Annotated in this window: 13 protein-coding genes; 5 read left to right on the top strand and 8 right to left on the bottom strand. The window is 34.5% G+C overall.

All coding sequences use genetic code 11. The features are described from left to right. Positions 1 to 2: 2 nt before the first annotated feature. The 3 genes from DFQ05_RS02900 to glgA form a co-directional block, all read right to left on the bottom strand. Positions 3 to 1,940 carry an alpha-1,4-glucan--maltose-1-phosphate maltosyltransferase gene (locus DFQ05_RS02900; protein ID WP_132703396.1) on the bottom strand — a complete coding sequence of 646 codons (1,938 nt, stop codon included), beginning with the start codon at positions 1,938 to 1,940 and terminating at the stop codon, positions 3 to 5. 144 nt (positions 1,941 to 2,084) lie between these two features. Then, positions 2,085 to 3,350, bottom strand: coding sequence for a glucose-1-phosphate adenylyltransferase (locus DFQ05_RS02895; protein ID WP_132703394.1), 1,266 nt, complete (start codon positions 3,348 to 3,350; stop codon positions 2,085 to 2,087). 5 nt (positions 3,351 to 3,355) lie between these two features. Beyond that, entirely contained in the window at positions 3,356 to 4,558 is a 1,203-nt protein-coding gene (gene glgA, locus DFQ05_RS02890; protein WP_132703392.1) for a glycogen synthase, read from the bottom strand. Positions 4,559 to 4,722: 164 nt separating this feature from the next. Between glgA and msrB the strand changes: the two genes are divergently transcribed. Both msrB and lpdA read left to right on the top strand, forming a co-directional pair. Then, positions 4,723 to 5,202 carry a peptide-methionine (R)-S-oxide reductase MsrB gene (msrB, locus tag DFQ05_RS02885; RefSeq protein WP_132703390.1) on the top strand — a complete coding sequence of 160 codons (480 nt, stop codon included), beginning with the start codon at positions 4,723 to 4,725 and terminating at the stop codon, positions 5,200 to 5,202. A 105-nt stretch (positions 5,203 to 5,307) separates the two neighbouring features. Beyond that, positions 5,308 to 6,684, top strand: a complete 1,377-nt coding sequence (gene lpdA / locus DFQ05_RS02880; RefSeq protein ID WP_132703388.1) for a dihydrolipoyl dehydrogenase — start codon at positions 5,308 to 5,310, stop codon at positions 6,682 to 6,684. Positions 6,685 to 6,874: 190 nt separating this feature from the next. On the opposite strand, the gene DFQ05_RS02875 is transcribed toward lpdA, so the two are convergent. From DFQ05_RS02875 to DFQ05_RS02865, 3 genes are all read right to left on the bottom strand, one after another. Continuing rightward, positions 6,875 to 7,351 carry a porin family protein gene (locus DFQ05_RS02875; RefSeq protein ID WP_132703386.1) on the bottom strand — a complete coding sequence of 159 codons (477 nt, stop codon included), beginning with the start codon at positions 7,349 to 7,351 and terminating at the stop codon, positions 6,875 to 6,877. 12 nt (positions 7,352 to 7,363) lie between these two features. Beyond that, a complete protein-coding gene (gene aroQ, locus DFQ05_RS02870) occupies positions 7,364 to 7,780 on the bottom strand; it encodes a type II 3-dehydroquinate dehydratase (protein WP_132703384.1) in 417 nt (138 codons plus the stop codon). A gap of 70 nt (positions 7,781 to 7,850) precedes the next feature. Next, entirely contained in the window at positions 7,851 to 8,729 is an 879-nt protein-coding gene (locus DFQ05_RS02865; RefSeq protein WP_132703382.1) for a hypothetical protein, read from the bottom strand. 116 nt (positions 8,730 to 8,845) lie between these two features. On the opposite strand from DFQ05_RS02865, the gene DFQ05_RS02860 reads away from it, so the two are divergent. Next, positions 8,846 to 9,190 carry a TM2 domain-containing protein gene (locus DFQ05_RS02860; protein WP_132703380.1) on the top strand — a complete coding sequence of 115 codons (345 nt, stop codon included), beginning with the start codon at positions 8,846 to 8,848 and terminating at the stop codon, positions 9,188 to 9,190. 63 nt (positions 9,191 to 9,253) lie between these two features. Here DFQ05_RS02860 and DFQ05_RS02855 read toward each other — a convergent pair whose 3' ends face one another. After that, positions 9,254 to 9,793 carry a hypothetical protein gene (locus DFQ05_RS02855; RefSeq protein ID WP_132703378.1) on the bottom strand — a complete coding sequence of 180 codons (540 nt, stop codon included), beginning with the start codon at positions 9,791 to 9,793 and terminating at the stop codon, positions 9,254 to 9,256. A gap of 216 nt (positions 9,794 to 10,009) precedes the next feature. Here DFQ05_RS02855 and xerA point away from each other — a divergent pair, with 216 nt between their 5' ends. Beyond that, positions 10,010 to 10,921, top strand: coding sequence for a site-specific tyrosine recombinase/integron integrase (gene xerA, locus DFQ05_RS02850; RefSeq protein WP_132703376.1), 912 nt, complete (start codon positions 10,010 to 10,012; stop codon positions 10,919 to 10,921). Between the two features lie 68 nt (positions 10,922 to 10,989). Beyond that, positions 10,990 to 12,156 (top strand): sensor histidine kinase, encoded by a 1,167-nt coding sequence (locus tag DFQ05_RS02845; RefSeq protein ID WP_132703374.1) that lies wholly within the window; start codon positions 10,990 to 10,992, stop codon positions 12,154 to 12,156. 24 nt (positions 12,157 to 12,180) lie between these two features. Here DFQ05_RS02845 and rny read toward each other — a convergent pair whose 3' ends face one another. After that, a complete protein-coding gene (rny, locus tag DFQ05_RS02840) occupies positions 12,181 to 13,758 on the bottom strand; it encodes a ribonuclease Y (RefSeq protein ID WP_132703372.1) in 1,578 nt (525 codons plus the stop codon). Positions 13,759 to 13,784 lie beyond the last annotated feature (26 nt).

Here is a 13,784-nt window from a genome sequence, read left to right as displayed (position 1 = left end):
TTCTATTTATTTATCTTAAATATATGAAATGGTAAGGTTGGGTGCAACTCTACAAAATTCCACTCGCTATGCCAATTGTAACTGCTTCCTGTAACTAAATCTTTCACGGTAACTTGTTGACCGTTATAAATACCTAATTCTTGTAGCGGTAATTGTACAGTTCCCTGTTGTGCGTAGTATTGGTCTAAACTAATGATTATTAAAAGCTCATCCGTTTTGTCTTGATTCCACTTGTAAAAAGCTAAAAGATTATCATTTTCGACATGACAAAATTTAATGTTGTTGGTCTGTTGTAAAGCTTCGTGCTGATGACGAATTTGATTAATTTTTGAAATAATCATCGTTAGTTTATTCTGCTTAAACCAATCGTAATGTTTAAGCTGAAATTTCTCGGACATGTAATATTCCTCTTTACCAGGAATGGCATCATCTATCATCTGCTCGAATACAGGTCCGTAAATACCAATATTAGAGCTTAATGTCGCTGCTAGTGCGTAGCGCTGCATGTACTTAGACTCGTTAGCACCTTGCAAATGAAATGGATTAATATCAGGCGTATTTGGCCAGAAGTTTGGGCGCATATATTCGCGTTGATTGGTTTGCGTAAGCTCAGTCATATAATCCACAAGTTCTTGCTTTGTATTTCGCCACGTAAAATAGGTGTACGACTGTGTGTAACCTTGCTTAGCTAGTTGCTGCATGACTTTTGGCTTGGTAAAGGCTTCTGCTAAGAAGAGCACATCGAGATGTTTCTTTTTAACTTCTGAAATAATCCAATTCCAGAAATAATAAGGTTTGGTATGTGGATTATCTACTCTAAAGACATTAACACCACAATCTATCCAGTAAAAGAGCGTATCTAAACATTCTTTCCAAAGATTTTTATAGTCCTTACTTTCCCAATAAATAGGTAAAATATCTTGGTATTTTTTAGGTGGATTTTCGGCATACTGCACGGTACCATCTGGCCGCCATTTAAACCAATCTGGATGCGATTTCACCCATGGATGGTCTGGCGCGGCTTGTAGTGCATAATCCATAGCAATCTCAATGCCTAAGTCTTTGGCTTTTTTAACCAAAACCTTAAAATCTTCTACAGTTCCCAATTTTGGGTGGATGTCTTTATGACCGCCTTCGTGAGAACCAATACCCCAAGCTGAACCTACATCGCCATCAAACGCTTCGGTCGTATTGTTTTTCCCTTTTCTATTAACATAGCCTATTGGATGTACTGGTGGAAAATACAAGGTGTCAAAGCCCATTTCAGCTATACGAGGCAGCAATCTTTCGCAGTCTTTAAAAGTACCGTGCTGTCCCTCTATTTCTGAGGCTGAACGTGGAAAAAACTCGTACCATGTGCTAAATAGTGCTTTTTTTCTATCTACATAGACTTGATAGTCTTCCGTTGAATTTGCTAAAAATTTTTCGGGATATTTATAGAAAATATCGTGTAGCTTTTCGCTTTTTGCTTCTGCAACAGCGTTGTCGTATTGTTGTTCATCGCCAAAAACATCAATACACATTTGGAGATATTTTTTTTCTGATGCAGTAGCCTTTTTAAGTAGAGGCTTTAAGTACTCTATACCTTCAAGTAATTCTGATTTAACATGCTGATTATCTTCAATCTTTCGCTCAATACCATGTTGCCAGTTCAGTGCATAATCTACCCAAGCTTCAACTTTATAAGCATAAAATCCTTGCTTCTCTACAGTAAACGCGGCTTTCCATTCATCATTATGCACTAATTGCATTCGTGTCTCTTTCCACGTTCTATCTTTTTCATGCTTGTATAAGACAGAAGCGCCAATAACATCGTGACCGTCTACAAGGACATGTGCATCGATGTTAACAACTTCATTTACAATTCGTTTTATAAAAAATTTACCATCATTAATTTGTGGCGATACATAATCGATGACAACTCGCTTTTGATTTTGCATTTTTAAAAAATATTGACTTTAAAATTCCGAATTTAATAAAATTAGAGTGGATTTTAAGTAATGAAACGCTATAATTGACCATCTGAATAAATTACAACGTTTGCGTAATTTATTTAAGAACTGAAAAAGTAAAAAGGACTAAAATTATATAACAAAACCTTTAGGAATAACAGCACCTTTTTTAATGACCACAATGCCGTCTTTAATGAGGTACATCTCAGTCTCTTTGTCTTCAAGATGTTTACCGCCATTGATACGGACATCATCGCCTATCCTGCAATTTTTATCAATAATTGTGTTTTTAATAAAGCATCGCTCTCCTATTCCTAAAAGGATTGGGATGTTATTAGACTGTATTTCTTCTAACGATTCGTAAAAATCGCAACCCATCATATAGGTATTAATTACTGTAGATTCCTTGCCTATACGAGAGCGAATTCCTATAACGGAACGCTCAATCATTGCGGCGTGAATTAGACAGCCTTCTGCAATGACCGACGAATTTAACGTTGTACCTGAAATTTTTGATGTTGGTAAAATACGTGCTCTTGTATATATACGCTGATTGACGTCGTATAAATTAAAATCTGGAATGGCATCTGTTAAACCCAAATTAGCCTCGAAAAAAGAATCTATATTTCCGATATCTGTCCAATAGCCTTCAAACGGATAGCTCAAAGTTTTGTGTTTGTTAATCGATTGCGGAATTATTTCTTTGCCAAAGTCTATAGTATCTGGGTTATCCATTAACTCAATAAGCAAATCTCTGTTAAATATGTAAATACCCATGGATGCCAAATATTCTCTACCATCAGATTTCATATCATCACTAACTTCAGATTTCCAATCTTTTAATTGATCTTCCGAAGGCTTTTCGATAAATGAAGTTATGACATTATTTTCGTCGGATTTTAAAATCCCAAAAGATGTCGCATCTTTCGCATTCACAGGGTAAGTTGCTATCGAGATTTTTGCTCCAGCTTCTTCATGTCTTGCAATCATATTATTGAAATCCATCTGATACAATTGGTCGCCAGAAAGAATAAGCGCATATTCAAAATCATGCTGAAGAAAATGATGCATACTTTGTCTAACAGCGTCTGCTGTGCCTTGAAACCATTTGTCGCTAGCAATGGTTTGTTCGGCCGCTAAAACATCGACAAAGGCAGAGCTAAAAAAACTAAAATGATACGTGTTTTTTATATGCCTATTAAGAGATGCAGAATTAAACTGGGTGAGCACGTACATGCGTTTTATATCTGAATTGATACAATTTGAAATAGGTATATCTACCAACCTGTACTTACCTGCTATTGGTACAGCTGGTTTAGATCTAGAAGCAGTTAATGGGTATAATCGAGAACCTTGTCCTCCACCTAGTATAATACTTAGTACTTTATCGTTAATCATTACTCTTAAATTAAAGCTTTATAAATAGTTAGTGTTTGTTTGGCTATGGCTTCCCAATCGAAATAATCTTCTACGCGTTGTCTTCCTTTTTTAGCCATAGACTCACGACGTTTTTCATCCTTAACCAACGTATTAATACCGTTTGCCAAATCTCTTGAAAATTTATCAGGATTAACAGGCTCAAAAGGCGCTTTATTTTGTTGCTCTACAGGAATTAAAAGTCCTGTTTCGTTATGTACAACAACCTCTTTAATACCTCCAACAGCACTTGCCACTACTGCTGTCTCACAGGCCATTGCCTCTATATTAATAATTCCAAAAGGCTCGTATATCGAAGGACAGCAAAACACGTCTGCATGAGAATATAATTGAATAACCTCTTGCTTTTCTAGCATTTTATCTATCCAAATAATATTGCCTCTGCTCTCAGATGCTTTTTTAACGGCTTCCTGCATTTCTTTGGCAATTTCTGCAGTATCGGGAGCGCCTGCGCACAATACAATTTGGGTTTCTGTGTCTATATATTTGATAGCGTTAACAAGATGTATAATTCCTTTTTGGCGCGTAATACGTCCTACAAATAACACATAAGGTTTATCAGGATTTATACCATATTCTTGAAGTGTAGATGTGTCATTTACCACAACATACTCCTTTAAATCTATGCCGTTGTAAACAACGTCTATCTTATCTTCTTTGACATTAAAATGCTTTAAAACATCTTCTTTAGTTTCATCTGATACAGCGATAATAGCATCTGCCATTTCTATGGCTGTTTTTTCTATCCAAGAAGATGTATCATAACCTCTACCTAATTGTTCGCGTTTCCAAGGGCGTAATGGTTCTAAGGAATGTGTAGTAATTACCAAAGGAATACCGTAACATAATTTGGCCATAATGCCTGCAAAATGCGAATACCACGTGTGGCAATGCACAACATCTGCATTTATTACTTCTGCATTCATGGCAATGCAGGTACTTAACGTTTTAAAAATAGGCTTCAGTTTGTCGTCTGCACCCTCAAAACTTAATGTCTCGAACGGAAATCCCTGAACTTGCAGGTTAGGTTCAGTAGTGTTTTGGTCTCCAAAAGCGCGAACTTCTACATCTATGTATTTCGATAGATTTTTTGCTAAATATTCTACATGAACTCCAGCGCCTCCATAAACATACGGCGGAAATTCTCTAGTTAGAAATAAGGCTTTCATAAAAAATGTGTAAGTATTATAATATTAGAGAGACAAACTTTTGAGTCCGGTATTTGTAAATAAAACTTAAATATAATCTAAAATTTAAAGAATTGAATTAAGATTAGGTTAAAGTAACCATGCAATACTGTTTTACTAATTATCTTTACTAAAATTTATATGTAATGAAAAAAATAGCCTTAATCTTTATAATTGCCCTATTATTTAATTGTAACGGTAACGCACAGAAAAAAGAAACTAAACAAAAAGAATTTCCTGTTTCTAAAACTGACGCCGAATGGAAAGCAGAATTGTCGGATATGGAATATTATGTTTTACGAGAAGCTGGTACCGAACGTCCGTTTACAAGTCCGTTAAACAAAAAATACGAAAAAGGGGTTTATCACTGTGCTGCTTGCAACACACCCTTGTTTAAAAGTGAAACTAAATTTGATTCTGGAACAGGTTGGCCAAGTTTTTATAAAGAAATAGAAGGCAATGTTGAATTTTCTACGGACTATAAAATAGGTTATGCACGTACCGAAGAACATTGTGCTACTTGCGGTGGTCATTTAGGACATGTTTTTAATGATGGCCCAAAACCAACAGGAAAAAGGCATTGTATTAATGGGGTAGCATTAAAATTTGTACCAGCAGAAAAATAATGTACTTTGTCAAAACCAAAATGAAAAGCTTCTCTGCGAGAGGCTTTTTTTATAGCTTAATTTATTACTTTTGTTCTTTCAAAAATTTAATAAAATAACTTACCCATGAGTAAATACGATATTATAGTTTTAGGTAGTGGTCCAGGTGGCTATGTTACAGCAATTAGGGCATCTCAACTTGGTTTTAAAACAGCAGTTATAGAGAAAGAAAGTCTTGGTGGTGTATGCCTTAATTGGGGCTGTATCCCAACAAAAGCTTTACTAAAATCTGCTCAAGTTTTTGAATATCTAAAGCATGCTGAAGACTACGGACTTAAAGTAAAAGACGCAGAACACGATTTTGATGCTGTTGTAAAACGAAGCCGTGGTGTTGCCGAAGGTATGAGTAACGGCGTTAAGTTTTTGATGAAGAAAAACAAAATCGATGTCATTGAAGGATTTGGAAAACTAAAACCAGGTAAAAAAGTAGATGTCGACGGTACCGAATATTCAGCAGACCATATTATTATAGCAACTGGTGCGCGTTCTAGAGAGTTACCTAGCTTACCTCAAGACGGTGAAAAAGTGATTGGCTACAGAAAAGCAATGACTTTAGAAAAGCAACCTAAAAAGATGATTGTTGTTGGTTCTGGTGCTATTGGTGTAGAGTTTGCTTACTTCTACAACTCTATGGGCACAGAAGTGACAATCGTTGAGTACATGCCTAAAATTGTTCCTGTTGAGGACGATGAAGTATCAAAACAACTAGAGCGTAGCTTTAAAAAATCTGGAATTAAGATTATGACTTCTGCCGAAGTGACTTCTGTAGATACTTCTGGTGATGGCGTAAAAGCAACGGTGAAAACGAAGAAAGGCGAAGAAATCTTAGAAGCCGATATCGTTTTATCTGCTGTTGGTATTAAATCTAACATCGAAAATATTGGTTTAGAAGATGTGGGTATTGCCGTAGATAGAGACAAAATCTTAGTAAACGATTATTACCAAACTAACATTCCTGGTTATTATGCTATTGGCGATGTAACACCAGGACAGGCATTAGCTCACGTTGCATCTGCTGAAGGTATTCTGTGTGTTGAAAAAATTGCAGGACACCATGTCGAAGCCTTAGATTACGGAAATATTCCTGGTTGTACCTATTGCTCACCAGAAATTGCAAGTGTAGGTTTAACTGAAGCACAAGCCAAAGAACAAGGCTATGACATTAAAGTTGGAAAATTTCCATTTTCTGCCTCTGGTAAAGCCAGCGCAGGTGGAAATAAGGATGGTTTTGTAAAAGTAATTTTTGATGCTAAATATGGCGAGTGGTTAGGTTGCCACATGATTGGTGCTGGTGTAACCGATATGATTGCTGAAGCTGTTTTAGGTCGTAAATTAGAAACAACAGGACACGAAGTATTAAAAGCAGTGCATCCACACCCAACAATGAGTGAAGCGGTTATGGAAGCTGTGGCAGATGCTTATGATGAAGTTATTCATTTGTAAGATGCCCATCTAAATCTTCCCAAAGGGAAGACTATCTAAAATAGAATCCGTAAACAATATTCGTTATGAGTTTACGGATTTTTTTATGTTATAAAGATTATAATTACCATCAATGATTTGTAACTATACTCTTATTGAATATTTGGATTGGAATAGAGAATGCTGAATACTGATAACTACATACTGAATACTATAACCTATACCCTAACCCTACAAACAAAATATTAGGTGATATTTCCTCAAAACCAATGGTGTATTTTAGGCTTAAATCTAGCTTGTCAGTAAGGTCATAAGCTAAACTTACATCGGCTCTTACTCTAAACTTATTATTAAAAAAATTGAAAAAATAATTTAGACTTGGTCCTGCAAGGATATGAAAGTTATAATCGACATCATATTTTAGATAAATAGGTAAATTCAAAAACTCAAAATCGCCAATTCCCTTGTAAAGTAACTCTGGTTGAATATGAAAACCCTTGTCAATAAATACATCTAAAAATACACCTGCAAAATAACCAACTTCTACATCGGGATTCTCACCAAAAATACCATTATCTTCATTAAAAAACGTAAGACTGGTTCCACCGCGTACACCAAAATCGGTTTGTGAATTTACCGAATATGAAACACCAAGTACTAAAACTAAAATTGCCAAATAATGCTTCATAATAAAAACTTTTTATAGATAATACTGGATTGCTAAATCATAACTTTTTAAACCAAACCCTATGATAATTCCAGCTGCATGAGGTGCTATGTAAGAATGATGCCTAAATTCTTCTCTAGAATAGGTATTAGAGATATGAACCTCTATTACAGGTGTTTCAATTCCTGCAACTGCGTCTCCGATGCCTACAGATGTATGTGTGTAAGCTCCTGCATTAAGTATAATACCATCATAATTGAACCCGATAGCATGTAATTTATTTATTAATTCGCCCTCGACATTACTCTGGTAATAATCTAATTCTACAGATGGAAACTGATTTTGGAGATTTAAAAAATAATCTTCAAACGTCTGACTGCCATAAATTTCTGGCTCACGTTTTCCTAAGAGATTTAGATTTGGACCATTTATTATTATGAGTTTCTTCATAAAGTAAAGGTATTAAAAATTAAGCATAAAAAAACCGAAGTTGTAGCTTCGGTTTGTAGCGTTAAGGCCTTTATTGTTTTCGGACAACATCAATCTCTGTGGTTTCACCTTTTTCGAGATTTGTCATTGTTTTTATAGTGTTTTTACCGTCATAAATCTCAATTATTGCCGTATTAGAACCAATAGAGCCAACAGCCTCCGACAGCACCTTTATCTTAGTAATTTCTTTATTAATGGGAATTTCTAAAATCTTTTTAGCTTTAGAAATTCTGTACTTAGTCAACAACGATTTATCGTCTACATAAATAGTAACGATATCATCATCTATTTGACCTCCATCGTATATAAATAATTTTAATGATTTTGAGGATGTGGGAATCGTGGTAATCTGATTCTTTTTTAGGACATTAAGATTTAGTGTATCTATTATTTTTATGTTCTGGACTTTAGTCTTTATACTATCGGCAATTCGGTTTGAATTTTTAACCTTTTTAGAAAATTTAGAAATTCGTTTCTGTATTTTCTCAACTGAATTCATTGCCAATTCTCCATTTAAACACTTTGCACCATCACTAAACGTCCCTTTAAAATCGCCCATCATCTTATCGGAGCCTAGCTTAAATCTCTTTGATATAAAATTAATATTACAAAAATCGAAATCGTCTAAGGAAACTGGAGATTTAGTATAGATAAGCTCAACTTCTTTAAACGATATTTCTTTCTTATCGTCATTATAGTATCCTTCAATACGTGATTTTGTCTCGTGTTCACCTCCAAAATCTGTAAAGCTATATCCCGATACCAGCCCATTATCCTCATTAAACTCTACCTTATATTTGATTAGCAATGTGTCTTGCAACTTAATAAAACCAGCGAATTTGTTAGGGTTTTGACTCTGTCCTACAGCGGAAAACAATAGGATAAATAAAAAATATTTAAAGTATTTCATCAATAAAGATTATAATAATTTTTTGTGCAATTAACGCAAATTTCATGTTATTTAGTAAGAAAAATCTTGTAGTATTTAATTTTTTTTTACTTTTAGTCAAACTTAAACCAATTTATATGAAAATTAAATTTTTACTTACTGCATTTGCTATTATGCTAAGCTTCAGTGCTGCTTACGCTTCATTTCCTGTGAAAAGAGCAGCTGTTGCTACAGAAAACAATGTTATTGAAGAATCAACATCCGAGGATGTAATGAAAGCTGTGCCTGCAGCTAGAGCTGGCAAAGACAAATGGGTTGCTGCCGCTTTATGGTTTGTATTAGGTGGCTTTGCTGCTCACAGATGGTACATCGGAAGTCCTTGGTACTGGAATGTACTTTACATCATTACATTTGGTTTCTTTATTGTTGGACACATTATAGACATTGTCCAAATATTGACTGATTCCTATCCTGGACTCTAGTCATAAAAAGTCATAAAAAAAACCGAAGCTTTCGCTTCGGTTTTTTATTTGTGTTATTTTCTATTAGAAGTGTAAAGCAAATCCAATTCTGAATTCAAATAAACCTTCGTCAGTGAAATCTTCGTTTAAAGATAAGTTATATCTTAATCCTGGCTCAATAGAAATATTATCAGCAACAAACCAAGCATAACCTCCTTGTAAACCTAACCATAATGGATTCTCAGAACCAAAAACGTCATCGCTTGACGCTCCCGTTAAATCTACTTGAACAGGAAATTGACTATCAATATAGTACTTAGCACCTAACTTGTAAGTAAAGTTAGAAGAACCATCAAAATCTGTGTAACCAAGACCAACTTTTAATGCTAAGTCATCAGCAAGAAAATATCCAGCCTCAGCACCAATAGCCCATACAGTAGTCCCGTCGACAGAATACAAACCGAAACCAGTATTAGCCCCTTGAGCAGCTACACCATCTCCTCCGAAACCGGTGTTAGCTTCTATAACCCATGACCCTTTAGATAAAGCAGAGCCACCTTCTTCTTGTGCGTTAGAAAAACTAAACGCGAATACTGCTAAAGCAGCAAATAATAATTTTTTCATAATGTTAAAAGTTTTAAAATTGATGATGCAAACTAAACACTTTTTTTTCTAATATTAAATGACTTTTGTCGGTTTATTAACAATTTTATAAACAAAAAAATATAATTAATTGATAATCATTGATTTAATTTTTTAGATATTAACAAATGTTTTAATATTTACCTAAAATATTACACAAATTAGCTACTTTTACCGATAAATATTAACATGTCATCGATGAGTTGGACCTCTTTTATAACCGATTTTGAACACTTTCTTAGGCTTGAAAGAGGACTCTCAGTTAACACAATTAGCAACTATAAATACGATATAAAACGTCTTGTTACTTTTCTAGAAAAAAGCAATACCAAATTAGTTTCGCCAATAGATATCACAGAAGCTACAATACAAGAATTCGTTTATAAAATATCTAAAGAATTAAAAAGTAGAACTCAAGCTCGAATCATATCTGGACTACGTATATTTTTTGATTATTTAATCTTTGAAAACTACAGAGATACAAATCCTGTTGACCAAATAGAATCTCCTCGATTAGGCCTAAAACTGCCAGATACCCTATCTGTTAAAGATATAGATACCATTATTTCTGTAATAGACCTAAATTATCAATTCAGAGGTGTAAATCTTGGGCATCGAAATAAAGCCATCGTCGAATGTCTTTACAGCTGTGGGCTTAGAGTTAGCGAATTGACTGGTTTAAAAATTTCCGATTTATTCTTTGACGAAGGTTTTATAAAAGTTAGTGGTAAAGGCAATAAAGAGCGATTTGTACCCATAGGTAAAAACACACAATATCTAATAAATATCTGGTTAGACATACGCAAACATATTGACATAGCGCAAGAGTCTAAAGATATTTTATTTCTTAACTACAAGGGGAATAAGCTTACGCGTGCAATGATTTTTACAATTATTAAAAAGCTTGTAAACAAAAGCGGACTACAAAAGACGATTTCTCCGCATACATTTAGACATTCGTTTGCTACACATTTGTTAGAAAACGGTGCAGATCTCCGCGCAATACAACTAATGTTAGGTCACGAAAGTATTACTACTACCGAAATTTATACACATATTGACAAATCCCAGCTAAATAAGGTTATAAACACCTTTCATCCAAGAAAATAACAGCTATAAACTTCTAAAAAACAAAAATTTAGTTATATTTAGGGTTACTTGTCTCCATATTTCTATTAATGAATTTCAGTTTTTTTAGTCGTAAAATAAACGGTCAGCCTCTAGACAAAATACTCTTTGATAATTTAAAATGGAGTTTTGCTTTAGAAGTTTCTAATATAGGAATATGGGACCATGACGCTACAACAAATACAACAAGTTTTTCTAAGGAATCTGCTAATATTTTAGGTTATAAAAAAGAAGAATTAGAACAAGACCCACAATCTTGGAATAACCTAGTACACGAAGATGATAAAGAAAAATATTTCGCAGACTTTAAAGACCATCTGTTTGGAAGAAAAGATATTTACGAAAACATAAGTCGTGTCAGGCACAAAAACGGGTCTTACCGCTGGATACTAGACAAAGGAAAAGTTATCGAAAAGACCGCCGATGACAAAGTGAAACGGGTTATTGGTGTCCATGTAGATATCACGGACATGAAAAAGAAAGAAGACACAATTTCTGAGTCTCTCGATTTGATAACAAGGCAGAATAGCAAACTAAAAAATTTTGCCCATATAGCAACTCACAATCTAAAAGAACATTCTGGTAATTTTGAAAATCTACTAGAATTTTATAAAGATGCATCCACTGATGTTGAAAAAGAAATGCTCATAAAAAATATGGAAACCGTTTCTAACTCATTTAAAAAAACCATTGATAATCTTAGAGAAATTGTTTCTATAAATTCTATTAACGACAATAAAATTGAATCAATAAATCTGAGGACATTTGTAGAAAATTCAATAAAAAATTTGGAGGTTAGAATAAATTACAAGAATGTAAAAATTATCAATGATATTGCTTCAAAAATCTGCATCGAGTTTAATTTGGCGTATCTCGAAAGTATTATTCAGAATCTATTAAGTAATGCATTAAAATATTCTAAGCCTAACAATTATGCGGTTGTTCAGCTTAGAGCTAATGACCAACAAGACAAAGTTTTGCTCTCGGTAGAAGACAATGGTGTTGGTATTGATTTAAACGCCTTTGGAAACGATATTTTTGGACTTTACAGAACTTTTCATAAAAACAAGGATGCGGAAGGTGTTGGCTTGTATATTACCAAAAATCAGTTAGAATCTCTTGGAGGAAAGATTTCTGTAGAATCAGAAGTAAACAAAGGCACTAAGTTTATTTTAGAATTTCCAAAAAAAAGCATCCAAAATAAATTGGATGCTTAAATTTCTCTTAATGTAAAGCTAATATTATTTAGCGATATTAACCGCTCGTGTCTCTCTAATAACGGTAACTTTAACCTGACCAGGATAAGTCATATCGGTTTGGATTTTTTGTGAAATCTCAAATGATAAGCTCGCTGCTCTATCATCGCTTACCTTCTCGCTTTCTACAATAACACGTAACTCTCTACCTGCTTGTATGGCGTAGGCTTTCTTAACACCGTTAAAACCAAAAGCAACAGCTTCTAAATCTTTAAGACGTTGTATGTACGAATCTAAGACTTGTCGTCTTGCTCCTGGACGCGCTCCTGAAATAGCATCACATACCTGAATAATTGGCGACAGTAATGTGGTCATTTCAATTTCATCGTGGTGAGCACCGATAGCATTGCAAACTTCTGGTTTTTCGCCGTACTTTTCTGCCCATTTCATACCTAAAATTGCATGAGGTGTTTCTACATCTGCTTCTGCATCTGGTACTTTACCAATATCATGTAGTAATCCTGCTCGTTTTGCTAATTTTGGATTTAACCCTAATTCTGCTGCCATGACACCACAAAGTTTTGCTACCTCACGAGAGTGCTGTAACAAGTTTTGTCCGTAAGATGAGCGGTATTTCATACGACCCACCATCTTAATTAACTCTGGATGTAAACCATGGATACCTAAGTCAATAACCGTGCGCTTACCTACCTCTATAATTTCTTGCTCAATTTGCTTTTGTGTCTTTTTAACAACCTCTTCTATTCGTGCTGGATGAATACGTCCATCCGTAACTAATTTATGCAATGATAATCTTGCAATTTCACGACGAACAGAATCAAAGCATGATAAAATAATAGCTTCTGGGGTATCGTCGACAATGATTTCTACACCTGTAGCTGCTTCTATAGCTCTGATATTTCGACCTTCTCGACCAATAATTCGGCCTTTAACGTCGTCTGATTCGATATTAAAAACAGATACACAATTGTCTACAGCTTCTTCTGTACCAATACGCTGAATGGTATTAATAATAATCTTCTTAGCTTCTTGCTGAGCTGTAAGTTTTGCCTCTTCTACTCTATCTTGCACATAAGCCATCGCATCTGTCTTTGCCTCTTCTTTAAGAGACTCTACCAACTGCTCCTTAGCCTCGTCAGCGGACAGACCAGAAATAACTTCTAACTGCTTTATTTGGCTTTTATGAGCTTTTTCTAACTCTTCTTTCTTCTTTTCTAAAAATTCTAACCTAAAATCGTAGTCTTTTAGTTTGTCTTCTAAAGATTGATTAGATTTCTTTGCTTTAGACAATTCATTAGATATCTGAGATTCTTTATCTCTAATGCGCTTTTCGGCCTCAGCCATTTTTTTATCTCTAGAAAGAATAACTTTCTCGTGCTCTGCTTTAAGCTCGATAAATTTCTCTTTTGCCTGAAGTATTTTATCCTTCTTTAAAGCTTCAGCATCTGATTTAGCTTGCTTTAAAATTGATTTTGACTCTAATTCTGCTTCAGATATTAATTTTGAAGCTTTGCCCTTCTCCATAGATTTAGCGATGATAAAACCTATTATCAATCCTAAAACCACGGCTACAGCAATATATATAATTGTGTTAGTATCCATATGTTTAGTTTAGTTGATGTCTATTT

It is taken from the genome of Winogradskyella wandonensis (genome assembly GCF_004346845.1).
Taxonomy (GTDB): domain Bacteria; phylum Bacteroidota; class Bacteroidia; order Flavobacteriales; family Flavobacteriaceae; genus Winogradskyella; species Winogradskyella wandonensis.
The sequence above is the reverse complement of the archived record's forward strand: the minus strand, read 5'-3'. Positions and strand labels throughout refer to the sequence as shown.